Here is a 23,557-nt window from a genome sequence, read left to right on the forward strand (position 1 = left end):
CAATATGTTCTCCTAAGGTAGTCAGTGAAATAGTTACTTTTGTTACTGTGAGGTGATTTTTTCATGCGAAAAGAACTCCAGGTACTGATACATGAATTATACCCGGGTAATATTGACTTTATATTTTTACCCGGGTATAATACATTAAGAAGATCATTAAAGGAGGGTTAATATGCAGGATTCATCTACCCAAGTGAACTGCACTGCCTTTGTAGGCAGAAAACATTTCGCCAAAGGTACATTACAACGCGTTGTTAAAGTCATACAAGAAAACTTGGAAGAGAATACACTTGTTGATTTGCTTGTTTTTGACGATTCTACTGGGAAACCGTTAGATATTGATTTTCGAGGAAGCTTAGAGGATGTATTGGACCGCCTAACAAGTAAGTCTGTACGTATAAAGGATACGAAAGAAAATGAACAACCCGCTCGCAGAGCCGGTCGTCCCAAACTAGGGGTAGTTTCCGGTGAAGTTACTTTGCTGCCTAGACAATGGGACTGGCTTAAAGCTCAACCCGGAGGCGCTTCGGTAACCCTAAGAAAACTGATTGATGAGGCTCGCCGTTCAGGGGAGAACGGAAATAAAGTTCGGGCGGCGCAGGAAGCAACCTATCATTTCATGACAGCAATGGCGGGGGATTTCCCTCAATACGAAGAAGCTTTGAGAGCACTGTATGCCCCGAATGAAAATCGTTTTTACGAATCCATTGATGATTGGACACCTGATATCAGAGACTATATTAAGTCTTTAGCCAGTAATGCATTCACACAGGAAGAGAGTAGAACATCATAATGAATATATTAAGAGTAAACGACATTGATATTGCCTATGACAGTTATGGTAGCGAAAAAAATGAAGCCATCCTGTTAATTGCGGGACTTGGTACACAGATGATTCGTTGGACGATCGCATTCTGTGAGATGTTAGCAGCACGTGGATTTCGAGTGATTCGTTTTGATAACCGAGATACAGGGTTATCTACACATTTTAGCAATCATGCAACATTAGATTTCGAAGCACTTGCTAAAACACTCATGTCGGGAAAACTTCCTGATCTTCCATATACCCTTGATGATATGGCTGACGATACAATTGGATTGTTAAATGCCTTGGGGATCAAAAAAGCACATGTTGTTGGTCGTTCGATGGGCGGTATGATTGCCCAGCTTATGGCCAGCCAATATCCCGAGCGTGTTCTCTCGCTTACTTCAATAATGTCAACTACAGGTAACCCGGAACTTCCACCGACATCTCCGGAAGTCATGGCGTTGATGACTGGGCCAGCACCGAATCCGATGGAGGATGAAGAGGGATATTTGGCTCACAGCGTAGCTTTTGCCAAACGTATTGCCGGTACAGGTTACCCTTTTGAGGAAGACGCGTATCGTTCACTCATTCGAGAGGAAATACAGCGAGCTTATGATCCGGGCAGTGTTGGGCGACAGATTGCTGCAATTGCGGTTTCAGGTGATCGGCGGGCGCGACTGGCAAAAGTTAAGGTCCCAGCCTTAGTGATTCACGGTGTGGAAGATCCGATGTTTGTTCCCGCTTGCGGTAGAGACACGGCGGAAGCGATCAACGGTGCAGAATTGATGTTACTTGAAGGTATGGGCCATGATTTGCCGCAGCAGCTGTTTGAAACCGTTGTTGATGGAATTGAAAGGACAGCCCGCAGTACACGCCCGTGACGAGTAAAAAGCCGCTTTAATAGCGGCTTAAACTGTATTATCTTTATTTGTGATAAGTCGCAGTAAACCCTGTTGTTCGAAATTTAATTATATTTTATGCTGTATCAACTGTGATCTTTGGGAAAACACTCAGACGGCAAACAGCATCACCAAAGCCTAGTATGCTTTTTAGACTTTGGCCCAGGATAGAATACGGCTTAAGTCGGTTCAGAAACGACCATTCTACAATTCGAGCGCATAAGCAAGGATTCGCGCTTGGCTCATGCCTGCCCCTTTATTCCACCAAATCTGCCATTCATGCTGCTGTAAACCTTGATGGATGCCTTCCACACATTCCAAATATTCTTCAGGAAAGCTCGGTTGATTATCCCCGCCATAGGACTGACGTCTTTTCTCGGCAGCACCGAGTAATAATGCGGCTTCCATTAATGCTCCCCGAACACATAATGTTATTCCCAAACCCTCAACCCCGCGAGAAAGAACCCAGGAACCGCGGTAGATCTGACTTGCAGCGATACATTTCTTGAAATATTCAACCGCTTGATTCATTGCCCCGCGTTTCAACGCGGAATACCCGAGACATTCGTACGGGCCAGATAGTTCCCATGGGTCCTTTACCATTTGGAAAAGACGCACGCTCTCTTCCAGCAAGTTGGAAGCCTCTGTATAACGTTGCTGTTCCAAACGAATTTTGCCGTATGCATGCAGTGAAGAAGCAAGATTCCAAGAGTCATTGATACTTCTTGCCAATTCTACGCTCTGTTGTGCCATTGCCTCCGCTTTTTGAAGATCGTTCTGCCGAATGTAGATAAAAGCAAGCAAGCGAAGGGAAGAGGCAGACAGGGAATTGTCTTGTTGTTCAAGGGCTAGCTCCACACTGCGTGTTGCAGCGTCCATTCCCGATTGGATGTTCCCTTGAACAAATTGAATGATGCCTAACCCGTGCCATGCTTTGGCACAATCCGTTGCAGAACCATCGTTTGATTCTTCTACATGCAAAAATCGTTCCAGCCAGAACAATCCATCCTTCAATCTGCCCTCATGAAGCCAGAACCCATACAGATGGGCCGCCAGATGAAGACCCGATGCACGTGCGTGAACATGAGCATAACACCATTGAAGTGCAGCACTTAAGTTGGCGTATTCCGTTCTAACAGATTCAATACTGCGCTCTCGTTCAATCGTTCTGAAGCGGGCTTCAGCTTGCATCAAATAACCTTTGTAATATTCCATATGTCGCATATAGAGAGTACTATGTTTTTCATCATCAGATTGTTCGTTCCATTTATCTGTGGCATATTCCTTGATTGCCTCCAGCAAAGAGTAACGAATGGAGCCATGGTGTGAATCAACCTCGGTAGATACCAGAGACTTGTTAACCAGACCCGATAAAAGATCGAGCACATCTTCAAACGTAATAGGGTCTTTCTGGCCAGGCAGATCCGGTTCACATATGCAGATTGCTTCTGCTGCTTCAAGCATGAAACCGCCCGCAAATACACTTAACCTTTGGAGCAAAAGGCGTTCCTTGCCCGTCAGCAGATGATAACTCCAATCAATGGTTGAACGCAGTGTTTGGTGCCGAGGCCCGGCGGTTCGTTTACCTGAAGTCAAAAGGGTAAGTTGATGAGTGAGACGTTCTTCAATCTGTCCCAAGCTCAACATATTCATTCGTGCTACCGTAAGCTCAATGGCTAGAGGTATGCCCTCAATTTTCCGGCAGATTGCACCGATTTGCTTCAAATGTGAAAGCGTAGGCACAAAGTGCGGAACCAGAACGCTGGCTCGTTCCACAAACAGCTGGATCGCTTCATAACTCATCCATTCTGATTCAGTATGTACATCCGATAAGTCCTCCTCCGCTGGATAAGAGAGTGGAGGAAGGCGATAAACCAATTCTTGAGTGATATTAAGAGGCTCTCGACTGGTGGTTATTATTCGTAGGTCTGGTGTTTCCATCAAAAGGATTTCCGCTACCTCAGCAATTGTATCAATGATATGTTCACAGTTATCAAAAATAAACAGCAGCTCATAATGACGTATCGCTTCAATGATCACAGCTTCATCCGACATCTTCCCCTGGTTGGTCAGTCCCAATGTAGATAAAAGCAAAGGATATACGTCATGTGCATCATGGATTGTACCAAATTCAAACATATATATTCCTTGCGAAAAACGAGCTGTGAGTGTGGAAGCCACTTCGGTAGCAAAAGACGTTTTGCCAATCCCACCAGGTCCGATGATTGAAATCAGAGCATGATCGAGCAATTTCTCAGTCAGCACTTCTCTGGAATGTTGTTGTCCGACAAAGGTGGAGGGTCGATTGCGTAATCGTACTGCTGCCTTGAACGGTGTTGTGGACACTTCTTTCACAGCCTCAGGTTGCACAGCTTCACTTGCCATGAGGGTGTTGAACCATGTTTGATCAAAATCTGCAAATTCACGACCTGACGCCGAACGCGCTTCCGAGAATCGCTTGACGGTATTCCATAACATTGTAGCTTCCTCTATAGCAGCATCCTCTAGAAAAAGTCCTTCTTCCCAAAAAGCCTGAATGATCTGCTTCAGGCTTCCGATACTGGGCAGACGATCCCCATTCTCCCATTGCTGTACCGTCCTTGGATCTACGCCAGCTCGCTTGGCCAAGTCCACTTGCCGCATTTTTTTAAAAGTGCCTTTCCGAGAAGGCCTTGTACGAATTTTTTTAATCCATTCATGGGGCCAATCGTTTGTGTATTTATCGTTTTCCATGACATCACCTGAATTTCATAGTCTAAGCAACCTGAGCACACGAACAAACACGAACTCATGTACATTCGTGTTCTGGATTGTAGCAGATAAAATAAGCCATATCAACACCAATTAACTAAGGAGGTAACACAGATGCCTTTAACTCGCATTGTCGCATTGAAAGGTCGTTCGAGCGAAGAGAAATCGCAGCTCAAGGAAGTTGTATTACAAACTATCGTGGATAAACTGCATGTGCCCGCAAATGATCGTTTTCTGATTATTGAAGAACTGGATCGAGAAAATTTCAGCTTTGATCCAACTTGTCTGGACATCGAAAGAAGTGAAGGTTTCCTGATCATTCAAGTCACCTTGAACCTGGGTCGTCCTGACGAAATGAAAAAGGAGTTTTATGAAGCGCTCGCTGAAGAGTTACATCAGAAGGTGGGGATTCGAAAAGAAGATGTATTCATTAATCTGATTGAAGTTACCAAAGAAAACTGGTCATACGGCAATGGAATTGCTTCGTTTATTGTCTAGATCTGTAACAATGCATTCATACCGTATATAAGAGAGGAAGTCATAACTATGTCAACTTTACTATATGTAACAGCTCATCCCGGCAACCCCGAGACATCGTATAGCCTTTCGGCCGGCGAGCAATTCTTACAAGCTTATCGTGAAAGTCACCCTCAAGATGAGGTCGTGCACGTAGATCTGTATCAACGCAATATCCCACACATCGATGCAGACGTATTGGATGCTTGGGGCAAACTGCAAACAGGCGGCACATTCAATCAATTGACTGAAATACAGCAACAAAAAGTAACTCAATTGAATGAACTTCTCGAAGAATTCGTGGCTGCAGACAAATATGTTTTTGTGACACCCATGTGGAACTTTTCTTATCCTCCCGTAATGAAAGCTTATATCGATTCCTTTTGTGTCAAAGCCAAAACATTCAAATATACCGAAAACGGTCCAGTTGGCCTGCTACAAAACAAAAAAGCGTTCCACATTCAGGCAAGTGGCGGAGTATACTCATCAGGTCCTGTAGCGGATCGTGAGAATGGCAACCGTCATCTGGAAACAGTACTTCATTTTGTAGGCATCACAGACGTTCAGCATCTGTTTATCGAGGGTGTATCCACAGCAGGAGAACGTGCACCACAGATTAAAGCCGAAAGCATTGAACAAGCGCGTAGCATAGCACAAACATTTTAATGCTAGATATAAAATAATGATGTAAAAACAGGAATTACAATACGTCAACTTGTATCGCATCTCATTGTACCCATCACGCATTTTTCGGTTCATCCGTCATTTGCAGGATGGGTATCTTGATTCAAGGAGGATTTAGTCATGAAAGTAACTTACCACGGACATTCTGTAGTAAAGATCGAAACGCAAGGCACTATCATTTTAATTGATCCTTTTATTACCGGAAACGCACATACCGATCTTGATCCATCCTCCATAGAAACAGACGTTATTCTGCTGACACACGGGCACGGCGATCATGTGGGAGATACCGTAGAAATTGCAAAACGCAACAATTCACTGGTTATTGCTTCACCCGAACTCGCCGACCTGCTCGGATGGGAAGGCGTTCGTACACATGCCATGAGCATTGGGGGTGCGTATACGTTTGACTTCGGGCGAGTGAAATTGACACAAGCTTTCCATAGTTCAAGTTATGTAAACCATATTTCAAAAAAAATTAAGTATACCGGCATGCCAACAGGAATTTTACTTACCTCCGAAGGAAAAACGGTGTTCCATGCAGGAGACACTGGCCTGTTTTATGATATGAAAGTGATTGGTGATCGCCATGCCATTGATCTCGCTTTTCTCCCCATTGGAGACAACCACACCATGGGACCCGAAGACGCGGCTGTGGCGGCTGAATGGCTTCAAGCCAAACAGGTGGTACCGATTCACTTCAATACCTTTCCGTTCATTCAGCAAAACCCGCATTCCTTTGTCGCGCTGTTGCCTAGTGGAGTAGGGAAAGTTCTAGAAGCCGGCGAAGGAATTGAACTCTGAGTCTCATTTGTATATCAAAACGGAATAATCGTTGTATTCTCAACAAAGTTCAGCTAAAATAAAGCTACAAATTTTATATCATGCTTGTTTTTATCCCCGGGTAAGAACGATGAAAAGCATTGAGTCTCGATCCCCACTAGGGCCTATGTCATGTAGGAGGGATGAGATTCAGTGCTTTTTTTGATAAAGAAGGAGGCATACCAGGTGCGATTTTTAAGTGATCACGATGTCAGACAAGGATTGAATGTACCTCAGGTGATACATTTAGTGGAAACAGTTTACAAGGCTAGGAGTGAAGAGAACACGGAGACTTGGCCGACAATCTTCTACGATTTTGTTCCAGGCAAGGCAGATATGGATATCAAATCAGGATATTTGAAGAGTGATAAGGTATTTGGACATAAAACAATTACATGGTTTGCCGAGAATGAAGCGAAGCAACTCCCCACGTTGACGGGCCTTATAAACGTATTTGATGCCGATACAGGCAGACCCTTAGGCATAACCGAGGCATCCTATATTACGGGCATACGTACAGGTGCTTCGGGGGCAATCGGAGCAAAATACTTGGCAAGAAAGGACTCTGAAACTCTCCTTGTCGTAGGCTCTGGCAATCAGGCGATCTTCCAAATCGCTTGTGCCTTATCCGTGCTTCCGAACTTGAAAACGGTTTGTGTGGCCGGTAGGGACCAAGAGAAGCTGAGAACTTTTGTAAACACCTTACCACACCGACTTCAATCTGAATTTGGTACGAACATAGAGAGCGTTACGTTTGAAGCAGCAGAATCGTTAGAAGAAGCTGTAAAAAGCAGTGATATTATCATCACCGTCACATCATCCAGAACGCCGATCATTAAGAGGGAGTGGGTAAAAGAAGGCACACACCTTTCTTGCATAGGTGCAGATATGACGGGAAAACAGGAGATTGACTCCAACCTAGTGTCACAAGCCATCTTATATGTAGATGATCGGGAGCACTGTATACACGTGGGTGAGATTGAGATACCGCTGAAAGAAGGCAAGATTACAGAAAGCCATATACGCGGTGAGATCGGGGATTTAATTTTAGGAAAAATAAAGGGAAGAACCTCAAACGAACAAATCACTATATTTGATGCGACAGGAATGGCGATTCTGGATATATATGCAGCGAAAATGGCATTGCAGACTGCAGAGGAACGAAATCTCGGCGTTAAAATTGACATCTAGGGAGAAAGAGAAATGACTTTTAACTATGAACATGTGTTACAAGCATATGATCGTATCAATAAATACCTGAAGAAAACACCACTTGAAGAGTCGTTCTATCTAGGGGATCTGAACAGAAGATACTTTTTCAAACTGGAGTCCTTCCAACGAGCAAAGAGCTTTAAAATCCGAGGGGCTTTAAACAAAATGATGACACTATCCGAGGAAGAAAAGAACAGAGGTGTTGCCGCCATTTCTTCAGGTAACCACGGTAGTGCTGTGAGCTACGCGGCTTCCATTCTCGGAATTCGTCCCGTCAAGGTGTTTGTTCCCGAAACGACAGCCCAAAGCAAAATTGATAAAATGAACTATTTCGGAGCAGAAGTGATGAAATTAGGTAAAGATTTTGACGAGGCTCATACGCTCGGCATGAAGTACATTCATGAACATCATTTAACGTATATTGATCCTTACTACGATGATCCGGAGATTTATGGTGGACAAGGCACGATAGGCATTGAAATTTTAGAACAAAACCAGGATATTGATACGATCGTCGTTCCAGTAGGCGGTGGGGGCCTGATTACAGGGATTGCGGTTGCTGCCAAATCGATCAAGCCGTCCATTCGAATTGTTGGAGTGCAAACCGAAGCCTGCCCAGCCATGATTAAATCTTACGAAGATCATACTTTATATGAACAATATCCTAGCGAGGAATCCCTCTGTGACGCACTTCTTGGTGGGGTTGGAAAACTGAGTTACGAGATGGCTAAAGATTATGTTGATGATTTTATTGCCGTGTCGGAGCATTCGATTGGCCGAGCCGTAAGTTTTCTGGCCAAAGAAGAAAAATACATTATTGAAGCAGGAGGCGCTACTGTAGTTGCAGCAATTATGGAACAGAGGGAACGAATCGGTGGTCGAAATGTCGCACTTGTGTTAAGCGGTGGCAACATTGATGGAGATGTACTCCTGAATATTTTATCCAAATACTAACACTTACACTTCATACTAAATACATGTTTAGTTGTTTTCGGTGAATTATACCTGTAAATCAATAACCCTCTTACCTGTGGAGAGAACGCTCTATAGGCATGAGGGTTATTTTCGTTCAACGAGCATGTCATATTAATAATTTGTTATCGAAGTTATCGTTTTATCATGTTGACTTCGGAGCGGTGAATCTATACTGAATATACGGAGATACAACAGAGCTGACGCCTATCTCTGCAAAACATAGAGAAAGAAGGGGAGCACACGAATGAGTAATGCAAAAGCCACCACACCCACACAAGCCGATGTGATTCGTCCGAGTCCCCGGCGCACCAAACGCAAAAAAGGCTTTAAACGAACACTGGTACTGGATCTTATGCTACTGCCAGCAGTCATCTTGACGTTCATATTTGCGTACATACCGATGGGCGGATTGGTCATTGCTTTTCAGGATTACAAGCCCTGGCTCGGGTTTGCCAAATCTTCCTGGATCGGCCTGGAACATTTCCAATTTCTGTTCAGCATGCCGGAGAATGTGCAGGTGATCTGGAACACTTTAATTATTGCGGGAATGAAACTGATTGGAGGTCTGATTGCACCATTGGTCTTTGCCTTACTCCTCAACGAAGTACGGAAGGAAACCTTCAAGAAGAGTATACAAACGTTCGTTTATCTACCGCACTTTCTATCATGGGTTATTCTAGGCGGAATACTGCTGGACATGCTCGCAACAAAAGGCATGATCAATCAGTTTCTTGGGGCCGTGTTTGGCCTGGAACCAATCTTTTTCCTCGGAGAAGGTACCTGGTTTAGAATCGTTGTCGTCACCAGTGATATCTGGAAAGAATTCGGATTCGGCGCGATTATCTTTCTTGCCTCGCTGGCTGGCATTAATCCTGCACTGTATGAGGCAGCAGAAGTGGATGGAGCGAGCCGGTGGCAACAAACCTGGTCCATTACGATTCCTGCTCTGATTCCGATCATGATTGTCGTAGGCACATTGTCGCTCGGAAATATTTTGAACGGAGGATTTGACCAGATTTTCAATCTATACAACCCACTCGTTTACGATAAGGGCGATATCATTGATACCTTCGTTTATCGGGTAGGTCTCATCGACGGGAAGTTTGGATTCTCGGCTGCAGTCGGGCTGTTCAAGTCGGTTGTCGGATTCGTTCTGATTGTGTTCGCATACCGTGCAGCTTATAAATTTGCAAATTACCGTATTTTCTAGAAAGGAGACCTTACCGGCATGTATCATAAAACAAAACCTTACAAAGTTTTCACCGTGTTTAACTATACGTTCTTAATTTTATTATCGTTACTCTGTATTATCCCGTTGATCCACATTCTCGCGGTCTCCTTCAGCGGTAAAGCAGCTGCCAATGCGAATCTGGTCGGACTCTTTCCGGTTGAATTTACTTTGGATGCTTATGAGAAAACGTTGGCTAATGAAAACTTTATACGTTCCCTATGGGTTGCTGTACAGCGAACCGTGCTGGGTACACTTCTCAGTATGATTGTTGTCATTCTGGCAGCGTATCCGTTATCTCGCGAAAATAGAAGCTTCAAACGTCGTAATATCTATACGTGGTACTTTGTATTTACGATGCTGTTCAGTGGAGGCTTAATTCCATTTTACATTCTTATTCAGAAGCTTAATTTGCTCAATACGATGTGGGTGCTTATTCTGCCCGGAGCAGTATCTGTCTGGAATATGATTCTGTTATTGAATTTCTTCCGCAATGTGCCTAAGGAGCTGGAGGAGGCTGCTTTCATTGATGGTGCAGGTTATTTTCGGACATTGATTTCCGTCTTTTTACCTGTGTCGATGCCAGCCATCGCTACACTATCCCTGTTCTCCATGGTAGGGCACTGGAACGCCTGGTTCGATGGTTTGATTTTCCTGACGGATCACGAAAAATATCCACTCGCAACGTTCTTGCAGACGATCATCGTTCAGCAAGACTTTAGCAAAGTTTCCGTGCGTCCCGAAGACCTCGAGAATATCTCACAACGGACGATCAAGGCGGCACAGATTTTCATTGGCATGGCACCGATCTTGGTGGTGTACCCCTTACTGCAACGCTTTTTCGTTAAAGGGATTGTACTTGGTGCTGTTAAAGAGTAAGACCAATTCAGGGTTAACTAAATTTTATATGATATGGGGGAGACAACATGTTAAAAACATGGAAAAAGCCGCTTCGCATTCTGATGGCTGCTACAATGTTATCTGGTGTACTCGCAGCATGCAGTAACGATTCTACATCACAGAAAAATCCTAGCGACAGTAATGAATTTTATTCCGCACCGTTTGAAAATGGTAAGTATGTTGAACCGGTTACCATTTCGACGGTATTCCCAATCACTAGCAGCCTGAAATTCAAAAATGGGGAAAACATTGAAAATAACGTTCATACCAAGTGGGCTCACGATACACTAGGGATCGATATTAAGTACTTATGGACGGTCAGTGAACAAAATAATGCTTACCAGACCAAACTTCGCCTAATGCTCACATCGGGTCAAAAAATGCCGGATATTATCTCTTTCCGTGGCAGCCAGACATTAATCAGTGATTTAATTGAATCGGGTCAATTCGTGGATGCAGGAGAACTGTTCGATAAATATGCTTCGGATACGTATAAAAAAGCGATGGCGGAAGATCCGAATGTATGGAATCCCTACATCCGTGATGGTAAACGAATGGCAATTCCTATTCTGGAGAACGCTTACAACAATGATCCAGTGATGTACATTCGTGAAGACTGGCTTAAGAAGCTGAATCTGAAGGCACCAACAACATTAGATGAATTAGAAACGGTAATGGATGCCTTCGTCAATCAAGACCCGGATGGAAACGGGAAGAAAGACACCGTTGCTCTCTCTGTAGGGTTCAAAAACAATTTGAACACATGGATGGCAGAATCCGGCTGGATTTTTGGTATGTTTGGAGCGATGCCGAATCAGTGGAATAAAGCAGCAGACGGTTCGCTTGCATACGGCTCTATCCAACCAGAGATGAAACCGGCACTGGAGAAAATGAAAGAGTGGATGCAGAAAGGTTATATTGATAAGGAAGCGGGACTATATGATGAGCCTAAGGCCGCTGAAGCATTCACTGCCGGCAAGTCTGGTATTATCGTTGGCCCTTATTGGATGACAGGCTGGCCAATCCCGGATCTGCAGCAAAATGTGCCAGGTGCTGAATATAAAGCTTATCCACTTCCTGCTGGTCCCGATGGTAAAATGGGACGCCACGGAACACCAATTAGTACGGGTGCTGTTCTGATCAACAAAGATATGGAACACAAAGACGCTTTCTTTGTATACCAGAACTATCTGTTTGATCACTGGGCTAATCCGGACAGCACAACATTCGTACACGGGTTTGCCAAAGGATATGATTATGATATCGGCCCTGACGGTGAGGTATATAAAGAGCAGCAAAGCGACAAAATTCCGGGCGGCTGGATTGATGCGATCCGTTATTCATTAACCTTTGATGGAGCGATCATTCCTAACCTGATGATGAATACGTTAGCTGATCTTGCGAATGGCAAAGAGCCGACCACTCAGTATGAGAAAAACCTGGCGGACCGAATCCCTGAACAGATTAAGGCAGCCAAAATTGTCATTGATCAAAAAGATATTGTAATGCCTCAGATGTTCACGGGTGTTCCAACGAAAACACAGGTTGCCAGAGGCGATATGCTGACCAAGCTGGAGAAGGAAGTATTGAACAAAATCATTTATGGCCAAGCGCCGATTGAAGAATTTGATACTTTTGCGGAGCAGTATATGACTTCTGGAGGTAAAGAGATCACCGAAGAAGTCAATGCATGGTATGACACGATAAAATAAAAAAACGAACCGCGCTTTACGTACAAGGGGTTTCATTGACCTGTGTACGTGAAGCGCGGTTTTTTACTTTGTTTTATGCTACTTTCTTCACGATATGCCGCATTACTGTTCCCGGTATTCCTGCGGTGTCATCCCGAATTTATCACGAAACACCTTGATGAAATATTGGGAGTTGGCATACCCCAGTTTTTCGGAAATCTCATATACCTTATCCTGCGAATGGTTGAGCAGGTAGAGGGCAAGATCCATTTTCACGCTTAAAATATACTCACTTAAGCTGATACCTTGAAATTGTTTAAATAGCTTGGAGACGTATACCGGATGCAAGGATACATGATCTGCGATCGATTGAAGACTTAGGGAGTGCAGATTAGCAGAAACAAATGTCTTGATCTGATGAATAACGTCATGTTGCTCATCAAAAGACTGTTCTTCCAGCTTAATACGCAGCCGATCAAGCATGTTATCCGCCCAATCCGTAAGTTGGGAGACTGAACGAAAGGGCACACGTGGAACCCGTTCGTTTCCTACCAGATCGGACAACAGCGCTTGGTTTTTGTGGGCAATGTAATGAAAGGCGGATAACAATACAATCTGAATCTCATCCAGATGTTCTTCGGTTTGTTCAGGTAGCGCACTATATCCGATCTTAATTCGGTGTAGACGTTCTTTGAATACTTCCCATTGTGCCGTTTCAAGTAAATGATTGAAGGTTGGAGGTTCATATAATATATGCAAAGAACGAATGGATACGGGGCGATAACTTTCCTCGAGGGAAAGGAAGTATCCCGTGCCGTTACCTACCTGCTTTTTGAGAGCCGATAGGGCTTGCTCGTACATGTCACGAATATCATGCTGAAGTCTGCCTCCATGGCTAAGAATAACCGAAATGCCACCTTTCAGGTACTCATTAACATTGTGGTGCAATTGCAGCGAAAGATGGGTGAGATCTTGATCTTGTTTTTGCTTCGTAAGCTGCTCATTATGATTCGTGTCTGGTGAAGTATGCCATTCGTTGTTGTCAGCAGGTCCAGCAGGCTTTAACAAAAAGACCAAATAATCGTATTGATCCCTGCAATGCCAGGTATGAAAAGCCGTATTAAATAACTCACACGCAATGTTGGTCACAGCGTATTCAAACAATTGCAAGCTGGTCGTTGTATACCTGGTGAAATGCTCTTCCAACCGCACCAGAACAAGCTGCACATTATCTTCCGCATTGAAGGGTAACTGATAATGGCCCAACTTATCGTTCAGAACATCTTCTGAATAACGATTACCTTCAATCAGTTGATTCAGTAATCTGTCCTTCAGCGAAGGCAGATGCTCACGAAATGAGTTCATGGCTTGTTCATAGGACAAAGCCCTGCGAATCTGTTCTTCAATGGACAGCACTGTTTTTTCGAGACAGGATGCCAGCTTTTCGACATCCAGCGGTTTCAATAAATACTCGACAACACCATATTTCGTCGCTTCTTTGGCATACTCAAACTCGGCATAACCGGTAAGCAAAATGCAGGGAAGGTTGGGTTTTACCGCCTTGATCTGCCGTATCAGTTCAAGTCCGTTCATGACAGGCATTGAAATATCAGTGATCACAATGTCTACCGTTTGTTCCTCCAGAATGGATAATGCCTGCATGCCGGAGTATGCTTTGTGAATACGCTCAATACGGTATTGATCCCATGGGAATGAGATCTCAAGATCGTCAATCACATAGGATTCATCGTCAACTAACAGAATCTGATGCATCTGCAATATCCTCCTTATGTATAGTAATGATGTACGTGGTACCTTCATATAAGTTAGATTGTATGGACAAGCCCGATCGTTTGCCATACGTAAGCTTGATTCGCTGATTTACATTTCGGACTCCAGTTCCAATCTGTTCTTCTGGACGTGTTAATTCATCCATATGCTCACTGATGAGTGCAAGCCGTTCTGCTGGCATGCCTACACCATTGTCTGCAACCGTGATACGTATGAACTCCTGATCCTGCTCTGCACGAATTGTAATTTTCCCAGGACCCATGGAAGGTTCTATCCCGTGTTTGACACCATTTTCAACGAGCGGTTGCAGGATCATGCGAGGAATGCGAATAGATAGAAGCTGTTTTGGCACATGAATCTCACAGGTAATACTCTTTTTTCGCATATGTATGATGGACATGTAGTGATTCACAAAACGGAGCTCTTCACCAAGCGTTGTATCCATATCTTCAATGCGGTGAATATAACGGCAATAGGCAGCCAGTTCCAGGGTCATGGCGGTTACCGATTCATAGTCTTTGACACTGGATTTGCTCTGAATATAGTTGAGGCAGTTATATAGAAAATGTGGATTGATCTGGGCTTGATACTGCTTCAACCTGGCCTCTTTGACCGAAAGCTCTCCAAGTAGCACCTGCTCGATTAACGTCTGAGTATTCTCGGCCATTCGGTTAAACGACCGGCCTAATATTCGAAACTCAAGAGTCTGGGTTTCATCAACACGGCTGGAGAAATCTCCCCGGTCAAAACGATCAATCGCTTTACGCAAACGAATAATCGGTTGTTGGATCTGATTTCGCAGCGCCAGAGTGTACAGTAGAGAGAGCAGAAGCATCGCCATCAGCGCCAGCACAAATAATGTATTGTTACGTGAGATAGATTGCTGTAGCTGATTGGTAAGATGGTAATCAATAAAGTACAAATCGAGAATACTTGCTTTCATATAACTGATGAAATAATTCTGATCCTGAAATTTGATTTCGAAGAAACCGCTATCATTTCTAATATGTGGAATAACCTGTGCGTCAGCTTCGGCAAGTTGTGAGGAGCCTGCTCCACGGATTGCTGTCTTAAAATGCGAATCATAGAGCATTGGTGTCCCGGAAGTATATTCAGACATCATTTTTTGCAACACCTCCAAGGATATTCGAATCTCGATGTACATTGGTCCTCGATGTCCCTTGGTAAGATGCGAATAATACCCCGTACCATCCTTGTTCATATGTAACGTCCATTTATCCAGCGGATCTTTGGACATGACAAACGGCTGAAATGAAAATTCACGGTCCGAAGATACGGTAGCCTTCTCATCTGGATAATATAGAATGATCGTATTGTTCCAAGCTGTTGAAGCACTGTTAAGGGCCAACTTCTCCATTAGCTCGAGTTTGGCTTTGTATTTAGCAAAATCATTCCCGAAAGTGAGAGCATACGTATATCCTCTAACCGACTGATCCTCGGATAATGTCAGCGCATTTATTAATACCTGCTCAAATTGATTAGACAGCTGGGAGGACATGAAACGTACTTCGCCCAGTTTATTCTTCTGCAGCTCACGCTGAATTTCATCTACGTTTAATCGATAGATCCACCAGAAGATCAGGATGATTAGTACAAACATCAAAACCAGGCCCAGCGCCAGTTTTTGAAAAATAGAAGCGTTTTCTTTTGAAAACTTTTCCTTCAACATATTTTCCCCCCTGTACAGCAAAGAGCATAATGACTACCCTTTATTCTACAATAACTTTTTGTACAAGGGGAAGGAACTTGAATCTTCTAAAGTCATGGGCGTCCTTGGAATGAGCTGAATCCAGCTTTAAAAAGGACGTGTTCTGTCGTATTTTAATAAAGCAACCGGCTCGATATAAGACAAATGTTGGCGGATATTTATCAATTATACGAAATTTGACACATGAAAAATCTATGTTATTATGTATAACAATAGAAAAATTTTACACATTAAAGAATTGCTGTAGTTAAATTGAATTTTATTGGATAATCCAATGATTCTACATAGCATTCTGCCCATATACTTTACCCTTCGCTAAAAAAGTCAGAATAGTTTTCGTATTGTACTTTGGAAAAGGTCACGACGTAAAATTACATGACGCTCTTCTTATTCTACTCAAAGTTGAAAGAGTAAATCCCGCACATTCTTTGTCCAAAATTTCAATACAAAACTCATATTACTCAATCTCACATGATCTCTTTTGTATCACATCATATTTGATAGACTTATCAACAAAATAACACGTCAGATTATTCAAAAAGGATGGTGTTATATATGCATTCTAAAGAAGTAGGGATTCCTTTTCCTATTGAAAGTAAGATAAAGTCAAAATATGAAATATTAGAATCTAATGTATTGAAAACCCTGGAACAAAAGAGGAACAAACTTCCCTTAAAAATAGAAGATAAACTATGGATTTATAACGATAATTTGATTAACAGAGTTACTTTTGCTAAAAAAACACATGATCGATTAGCTCATACAACGAATCTAATTACCATTGGAGGTAGATGGGGAACTGAGGGGTTTAATTCCATTGCACCTCTGATCTATACAATCGTTTCTTCCTTTCTCCATAACGGGAAACACCATCTTCTAAAAAGCCATGCACCTGAGATTCTGTATCTTTTTCCAAAATTCCGTTCCGAGTCTCCTTTTGTGAATGCTCAAAATCTTGAAGATATTGCACTTCCTCCATCACGTCGTAGGTTACATAAAGAATCGGAACAAATGTTCAGAGTTACACAAGCCATTGTAAAATTGTTATTAGAATATACAAAACATCTGAATCACACAAACACCATAATTCTATTTGACCAGATCGACAGAATGGACGAACATTCTCTTCGATGTTTTGCCCGCTTGTCTAAGTGTATTGAGCATCATCCCATTGTCATTGTTGCAACCGTATCCGAAGCCAGTGAACGTGATTCCCGTTTCCACATGGCATCACATAACGATATCTGCATGCATGTCAATCTGGCGGAAAACAGAAATAAATTACTTGAAAGTCTGTACCATCAAATCAAACCTAGTATATATGAATTAACAGACTTGAAAGATGAGAACCTAAGTGACTGCTCATACGAAAATTCATTAACCATGCAGCCTGTAAACAATGATACTCACAAATCAGCACAGCTTCTAGACAGCATTACCAATGGAGATGTAGACCATCTTGATGAATTGTTACTTGAAGCGCTAGAGATCAGTGTTTTCACGCAAAATTATGAACATGCGCTGTTTCTCATCAATAAGACATCCCCGTATATCCACAATCTGAGGAAAGAGACACACGTTGAACTATGGATTTATATGGGCTTATGTTATGCATTCATGGTTGAATATGATAAAGCATTAGCTATATTCAAGAATGCACTTTCCCTTACAGAAGATACATTAAAAAAGTCGGAATTACATTTGTATGTAGCATTGCTGTGTACGAAACGTTTGAACAAACCATTAGTAGGAAGGGAAATTATTGATCAGGCACTCCAGAGTATTGAGGGAACAACCGGTTCCGAAGTAGAAGTGGAGCGTACTTGGTTACATAACCTAAGGGCACTTACCTTCGTGGGAACGGGCGATCTGGCTCAGGCATTTAAAGAGTGCAAACAAGGGTTGGAACATATAAAAGAGGGCAATCGGAAAGAAGATGCTATCCATATCAAAATCAACTTAATCTCCAACATATCGGTCTTATTTGAATCGATGAAGAAGGTAGATGCAGCCCTCAAACATTGGTCAAAATTTGAACCGTTTGTCACACATTCAAGCCCGGTTTTTACGAAGCATTATTTATATAGAAAAGCAGGCCTGCTTTTTAAACTTCAGCGATATGCTGAAGCTATTGAGTCATTAGAAGATAGTTATCGAATTGCCAAAGAGATGAATGATGCTTTTCATATGGATATCATCGCCAGAAGCATAGGAGCCATATATTTCGAGCAGGAAATTTACGATAAAGCGACGCAATGGTACAGCCAAAGTCTTGATTCCAAGCTGGCTCTTATGCAAGATGAAGATCTTCCACGGGTTGCAACGGCGTTAGCCATATGTCTGGAAAGACAAGGAAACGGGGAAGCAGGGAAACAGGAAATTTTGAATAGCTTAAAAGTTCAATCCCAAGGAAGCGCTGCGCAAAAAGCATCAGAAATCGTACTAAAATGGGATCAAAAAAGAGATGAGACGTGGGAGAGTTACGTAAAATGGTCAATCCAAAAACCAGAAACCAAACTAAATCGACCTTTTGATCTTACTAATCTTTATTATGAAAAAGCGGAGAGAATCCGTGTGGGCTAAAACATCCACCTGGGAATGGTTAAAACCCTATGTTTTACGTAGCACATCTCTCCCTATTGAAGATATTCTTCAGCTAAGAGTAGTTAAAACGAAGGATTATTTTCATCAATGGCAAAAAGCTACGAAAGTTTTGAACGATTGGTGCAGCCAATGGATTGAAGAAATAAGAACTATTCCGAAGCAAAAGATCCTACTTTCCCAACAGCGTAGAATCATCCGAAGAATAAAACAGAAGAACCCTTTAACTGAAAATGATAAAACAACGCTACTGAACTTGCATATGGAAGAGAAAATCCAATTTTATTCACTTAAAAATCAAGAGTTGGTCCAGCTTGAAATCTTAACTCGTAATACATTTGAGCAAGAACTCGGACTTGTACAACAAAAACTATTTGAACTGTATCAATCGGAGCGTTATGATCGAGCGCTTTATACAATTAACTCGGCATTTTGGAGTTTTTATCAATCTTATAAGCGAAAAAAGCATACAAAGCATAGTCAGAAAAGACAAATGGGAAGAACTCTTTTCGCCTATATTCAACGTGTTACCACAAAAAACGATACGATGGGTGAATTTGGCCCCATTAGTTATGGCGTTTTAGATCAAGGAGCACCCCTTAAAGAAAGAAAGATTATAGAGAAAAAAGCATTCATGTCACATCAAGCGCTACAAAAAATATTAACTGCTATAAAGCATGACTTGGGTACAAATGCAGCGGAGTGGAGACTTCCTTCTTCCGCTGTAGATGGCTTAGATGAATTGCAGCTTCTTCTGAAATCAGGAGATTGTAATTCACCTAAATGGTCCGCTGTATTGTCTGAGATCAAGCACAATCTAGAAAAGTATGGAAGTAGTTTTTCACCCATTGAAAAGAGTAACACCTTAGCTAAAATCGAAGAGATGTATACCGAAATTACAGGAGAGCATTATCAAGGTAAAAACACCCAATATTTTGCTGACAAAACCTTAGTATACGAGGAGTGTTACGATCAGCAATTTTTGCCCGTCGTTATCTCGGAAGATCTTTGGCAGGAATTAGACCAAACGATATTGATCCAAGCAAAACTTCGATTAGAGCGGTGGAAGGCATTCCAGAGAACGGCAGTACAACAATTTGAAAAAATAAGTCATGGCCGTTCATCCGTACCAGTAAAGAGGTGGATATCGTATTGGCTTCGGAATCCTGCAGTTATTGAAAATCAGTCCATGGTCAAGTTTCTAGAGAGTTGGTTAGTTGAAGATCAGGGGAATTTTTACATTCAAGTGCCTCAAAACGTATTGCAAGAATGGAGATCAGAAATGGACTCATTCAGGTGGCTTCTTTCTCCTGATCTTATGATCATTGGCAATGAAAGCAAAACAGGAATTGAAGTTTCATCTATTGTTATAGGAGAGCTTCATCATGGATTTACGGGTGATGGGTGGATGCAATATTTTAACATCGAAAAAGATAAGATACGACAAACGGTCCAGAACGCCTTACAAGTCGAACACAGCACACAGTCGTGGGCCAATTGGGTATTTAAACGCACGATGAAAAGCACCCCACAAGAATATCCAGGTCTTTGCGTTGAATTAACAGGTGTCTCTGAATCGATCAAGGAGAATATTTTGTCTTTAGAGCAACTCGAAGTGCGAATTAAAAATAATGAAGTAGCTCTTTTTATAAAAGACTCGCAACAATGTTTACATTTTTATTCTCCTTCTCTTGGATTTAAAGAGGAAACCTTTTTCCCATTTGCTCTATTCGGTACACCCATTTTTGATCCACCTAAATCGATATCAAAAGGTAGACACGCACCCGTTAAAGTAGGAAGAGTCACCATGATACGCGAACATTGGAGATTTGAGCCTTCAGATTGGGTCGGTGGGCAGAACTTATCCGATTGGTTTCAACAGTTTGAGCGGCTGCAAAAGATCCAAAGCAGATTTAATTTACCAACGGAGGGTTTTATTCACTTTTCGCACGAACAGAAGCCCATGTGGTTCGATTTTGACAATCCTTTTTGTATTGATCTGTTTTTTACCGAAGCCAAAAAAGCAAAATCTTTCATTTTCACAAGAATGGACCCTTCTTTCCGGGATTTGTGGATGAAAGATAAGTATGGCCACTACTGTTCCGAATTACGAACTTTTCTATATAGAACAGAAAAATCGATTTAGCGTTATGGATAGTCTTTATTATACCTTGTGAAGGAGGTGATAAAGATGGCTGACACAGTTGAATTGGAAGAATTGGATCTGGAGTTAGATGACCTTGATGATATCGATTTCGAATTGGAAGAGATCGAAGATAAGATTGCACCTTTAGCCCTCTGATAATACAAGCTTTTGAGTATAGGGATCGGCTTATCACAGCTGATTCTTATACTCACAATTTACGTGAAAAATGAACAATAAGGGGGATATGATGCAGAATATTCACCTGTTTGCTGAACAAAAGAAAACCGAGCTTCTCATTTTTAATAACCTTGAAAAAATTGAAATGAAAAATTGGATCGAAAAGGGTAGTGCTGTTCGTTTGAATCACGGAGCACATCGACAAGTCATCGGTATCTCTGATTTGAGTCCGGATTCTTTATATGCTGCTTCCAAACAACATTTAAGTGGAGAACAATTCCAGTTATTTAAACATTGGGATCCCAAGCATGAGAACAGCTTTGAGGATGATATGACAAACGAAATAGAACAATGGAACCACCATATGAATGAATTAGCTCTGAACTTTGCACCAGAGATCTTGTCTACAAGAGCTTATTGGAAATCTGTAAAGCAGCATGTGTGGTTTTATTCGACAGCAACAGGATTGCGGGAAGATATTAGACCTTGTTTCATGTTAGAGCTAGATGTAATCGCAAGAAAAAACAAAAAAATAACGAAATCAAATGTTACGAAAAGCTGGCTTTCACCAAAACATGTGCACATGAAAGACATTGAAAAATTAGTGTCGTACGCTGCCGCATCGGCGTTGGACAAGCTCCAGGCCAAACCATTTCACTCTGGAACATACTCGTTAGTACTAGGTCCTTTAGCAGCACCAGGCATCTTTCATGAAGTTGTTGGGCATGGACTTGAAGCAGATATTGCGGCTCTTACAGGAGCGGCATTCCATAACTGTAAAGGTGAAAAAATTGGCTCCGATAAACTTAACATTGTTGACGATCCAACCATTTTGGGTTTACCCGGGAGCTATAACATAGATGATGAAGGTATTACCGCCAAGTGCACACCATTAGTCGAATCAGGTAGAATATCTAACTATTTAAGTCATCTGCACAGTAATGTTGAGAGCAACGGACATGGACGTGTCCTCAATTATGCGCATCCTCCTCTAGTAAGAATGTCGAATACGTTTGTATTACCAGGAGAGGACGCACCACAAGAGATCATTTTGGAAACAAAATCAGGAATTTATATCAAAAATGCTTTTAATGGAGACGTAAATATGATTACTGGTGAATTCAAAATTCATGTTACTGAAGGCTATCTTATCGAAGATGGTAAACTAACCTCACCAATAGCGCCTTCTATATTAGAAGGGGACGGCCGTAAGCTGCTTCGTTCCATTGATCGAGTAGGAAATGATTTTCAGATCCATGCAGAAGTAAGAGGTGGTTGCGGAAAATTAGGACAATCACCTTTACCCGTTTCGTCCGGTTCCCCGACTGTAAGAGTACTCAACTGGGAAGTTCAGGCAATCGACTCATGAGCAAATATGCGGATTATTATGGAACAGAACTATTCCAGAAATCATGGGTCATGACCGAGATTGAGTCTCTTTATTCCGAGAGAAAAGGATGCGGAGGAGCGCTACGAAGGTGGAGGGAAGATCGATTCTATTCATGTATTCGCCCTTTATCCAATTATACGGATGTGAAAAATCAAGATTGGATTCATTGGGCTTGTGATTGCGGAGTAGCAGGGTCTGTACCGCAGCGATCTGATGAAACGAATATAAATCAACCCTGTTTGAACATTCACCAGCCTATCTCAAACCAAGTTATAGATCATATTTTGCTTGAAGGAAAAGAAATCATATATTCGATTCCTGACCTTATCGTGAGTCCGACTCTTTTTTTTGAAGCGGAAGAGAAATCCGTTTTTTATCAAGATACGGAGGGAAGAGAACTCGAGAAACGAGAAGCTCAATATACTGTATCTATTTTGGTCCAGGGGAAATCCCGTAGGGCCAGTACGACATTCTCTTTTCGTTCCATTGCAGATTTAGATTGGCAGTTACAGTGTGAACAGTTAAACGTTCAACTGCAATCTCGAGCAGATGGTCCAAGCAGAAGCGCAGAACATTCACGCATCATATTAACGGAGCAGGGGACAGAAGAGCTGCTCAAAGCTCTTGGAAATCTTTTTATTTCTGACTATATGGATGCAAATGTACCTGTACTTTGGCAAAAACAAGGGAAAAGAATTGCAAGTCCCACATTCACATTAACGGATTGCGCTCACATCCCTGATTTGCTTAGAAGTTCGACTTTCGACGATGAAGGAGCCATCTGTAGGGACGTTGAGATCCTCAAAAAGGGCGTATTTAATGAAGCCTTGCATTCACTCTCTTCATCAACTAAACGTAAACAGACGGCCAATGGCCGAGCATTTCGCAAAAATTATCAAAGTACTCCCAAAATCCAATACACAAACTTGAAGGTAGAAGAAGGTACTCTTTCGACAGAACAAATGATAAGTAAGAAGCTATCCGATTTTGTACTAAACCGCAGCTATGGTGGACATATTCGAGGCGGCAAACTCATCTTTGAAGCGGAAGGCTGGAGAATTCACAATAACCAATTAGCGGAGAGATTATCACAAGTCCGCATTGAAGCACCTTTATTTCAGATGTTACGTTCAATTGATCCAGCGACAGATGGATATCATCATACATGTAGTAAAGGATTTATATCTCCATCTTTGTATGTAGAAAACGTATCTGTATTCTATTAAAGGGGTGAGAA

At 42.2% G+C, this 23,557-nt stretch carries 18 protein-coding genes; 15 read left to right on the forward strand and 3 right to left on the reverse strand.

The window, feature by feature from the left end; translation table 11 throughout:
- Positions 1-172 precede the first annotated feature (172 nt).
- On the forward strand, positions 173-793 hold the full coding sequence (locus tag MKY23_RS14950) for a DUF2239 family protein (RefSeq protein WP_339830489.1): 621 nt from the start codon (positions 173-175) through the stop codon (positions 791-793).
- Complete coding sequence (locus MKY23_RS14955) at positions 793-1,689, forward strand: alpha/beta hydrolase (protein WP_339830491.1); 897 nt, start codon at positions 793-795, stop codon at positions 1,687-1,689. Before MKY23_RS14950 ends, MKY23_RS14955 begins: the two co-directional genes overlap by 1 nt.
- 222 nt (positions 1,690-1,911) lie before the next feature.
- On the opposite strand, the gene MKY23_RS14960 is transcribed toward MKY23_RS14955, so the two are convergent.
- Entirely contained in the window at positions 1,912-4,440 is a 2,529-nt protein-coding gene (locus MKY23_RS14960) for a tetratricopeptide repeat protein (RefSeq protein ID WP_339830493.1), read from the reverse strand.
- Between the two features lie 132 nt (positions 4,441-4,572).
- Here MKY23_RS14960 and MKY23_RS14965 point away from each other — a divergent pair, with 132 nt between their 5' ends.
- From MKY23_RS14965 to MKY23_RS15000, 8 genes are all read left to right on the forward strand, one after another.
- Entirely contained in the window at positions 4,573-4,956 is a 384-nt protein-coding gene (locus MKY23_RS14965) for a tautomerase family protein (RefSeq protein WP_339830495.1), read from the forward strand.
- A gap of 48 nt (positions 4,957-5,004) precedes the next feature.
- Positions 5,005-5,640 (forward strand): FMN-dependent NADH-azoreductase, encoded by a 636-nt coding sequence (locus MKY23_RS14970; protein ID WP_339830497.1) that lies wholly within the window; start codon positions 5,005-5,007, stop codon positions 5,638-5,640.
- A gap of 138 nt (positions 5,641-5,778) precedes the next feature.
- Positions 5,779-6,462 carry a metal-dependent hydrolase gene (locus MKY23_RS14975; protein WP_339830498.1) on the forward strand — a complete coding sequence of 228 codons (684 nt, stop codon included), beginning with the start codon at positions 5,779-5,781 and terminating at the stop codon, positions 6,460-6,462.
- A 180-nt stretch (positions 6,463-6,642) separates the two neighbouring features.
- Positions 6,643-7,671 carry an ornithine cyclodeaminase family protein gene (locus tag MKY23_RS14980; protein ID WP_339830499.1) on the forward strand — a complete coding sequence of 343 codons (1,029 nt, stop codon included), beginning with the start codon at positions 6,643-6,645 and terminating at the stop codon, positions 7,669-7,671.
- Positions 7,672-7,683: 12 nt separating this feature from the next.
- Complete coding sequence (locus MKY23_RS14985; RefSeq protein WP_339830501.1) at positions 7,684-8,646, forward strand: threonine/serine dehydratase; 963 nt, start codon at positions 7,684-7,686, stop codon at positions 8,644-8,646.
- Positions 8,647-9,019: 373 nt separating this feature from the next.
- The gene (locus tag MKY23_RS14990; RefSeq protein WP_253500130.1) at positions 9,020-9,877 is read left to right on the forward strand and encodes an ABC transporter permease subunit; all 858 of its coding nucleotides are present in this window, start codon (positions 9,020-9,022) and stop codon (positions 9,875-9,877) included.
- Between the two features lie 18 nt (positions 9,878-9,895).
- The gene (locus tag MKY23_RS14995) at positions 9,896-10,774 is read left to right on the forward strand and encodes a carbohydrate ABC transporter permease (RefSeq protein WP_154985469.1); all 879 of its coding nucleotides are present in this window, start codon (positions 9,896-9,898) and stop codon (positions 10,772-10,774) included.
- Positions 10,775-10,821: 47 nt separating this feature from the next.
- Positions 10,822-12,507 carry an extracellular solute-binding protein gene (locus tag MKY23_RS15000; protein WP_154888778.1) on the forward strand — a complete coding sequence of 562 codons (1,686 nt, stop codon included), beginning with the start codon at positions 10,822-10,824 and terminating at the stop codon, positions 12,505-12,507.
- 102 nt (positions 12,508-12,609) lie between these two features.
- Here MKY23_RS15000 and MKY23_RS15005 read toward each other — a convergent pair whose 3' ends face one another.
- Positions 12,610-14,259: a response regulator gene (locus tag MKY23_RS15005; RefSeq protein WP_339830506.1), complete on the reverse strand. Its 1,650-nt coding sequence runs from the start codon at positions 14,257-14,259 to the stop codon at positions 12,610-12,612.
- Complete coding sequence (locus tag MKY23_RS15010) at positions 14,237-15,967, reverse strand: histidine kinase (RefSeq protein ID WP_339830508.1); 1,731 nt, start codon at positions 15,965-15,967, stop codon at positions 14,237-14,239. The genes MKY23_RS15005 and MKY23_RS15010 overlap by 23 nt, the downstream gene beginning before the upstream one ends.
- Before the next feature lie 594 nt (positions 15,968-16,561).
- Between MKY23_RS15010 and MKY23_RS15015 the strand changes: the two genes are divergently transcribed.
- From MKY23_RS15015 to MKY23_RS15035, 5 genes are all read left to right on the forward strand, one after another.
- Positions 16,562-18,589, forward strand: a complete 2,028-nt coding sequence (locus MKY23_RS15015; RefSeq protein ID WP_339830510.1) for a tetratricopeptide repeat protein — start codon at positions 16,562-16,564, stop codon at positions 18,587-18,589.
- Positions 18,579-20,753 (forward strand): hypothetical protein, encoded by a 2,175-nt coding sequence (locus MKY23_RS15020; protein WP_339830512.1) that lies wholly within the window; start codon positions 18,579-18,581, stop codon positions 20,751-20,753. Before MKY23_RS15015 ends, MKY23_RS15020 begins: the two co-directional genes overlap by 11 nt.
- Positions 20,754-20,798: 45 nt before the next feature.
- Complete coding sequence (locus tag MKY23_RS15025; protein ID WP_139168847.1) at positions 20,799-20,909, forward strand: ammosamide/lymphostin RiPP family protein; 111 nt, start codon at positions 20,799-20,801, stop codon at positions 20,907-20,909.
- An 88-nt stretch (positions 20,910-20,997) separates the two neighbouring features.
- Positions 20,998-22,299 carry a TldD/PmbA family protein gene (locus MKY23_RS15030; RefSeq protein WP_339830516.1) on the forward strand — a complete coding sequence of 434 codons (1,302 nt, stop codon included), beginning with the start codon at positions 20,998-21,000 and terminating at the stop codon, positions 22,297-22,299.
- Between the two features lie 50 nt (positions 22,300-22,349).
- A complete protein-coding gene (locus tag MKY23_RS15035; protein WP_339830518.1) occupies positions 22,350-23,546 on the forward strand; it encodes a TldD/PmbA family protein in 1,197 nt (398 codons plus the stop codon).
- Positions 23,547-23,557 lie beyond the last annotated feature (11 nt).

The organism is Paenibacillus sp. FSL R7-0272, assembly GCF_037969905.1.
GTDB classification, from domain to species: Bacteria; Bacillota; Bacilli; order Paenibacillales; family Paenibacillaceae; genus Paenibacillus; species Paenibacillus polysaccharolyticus.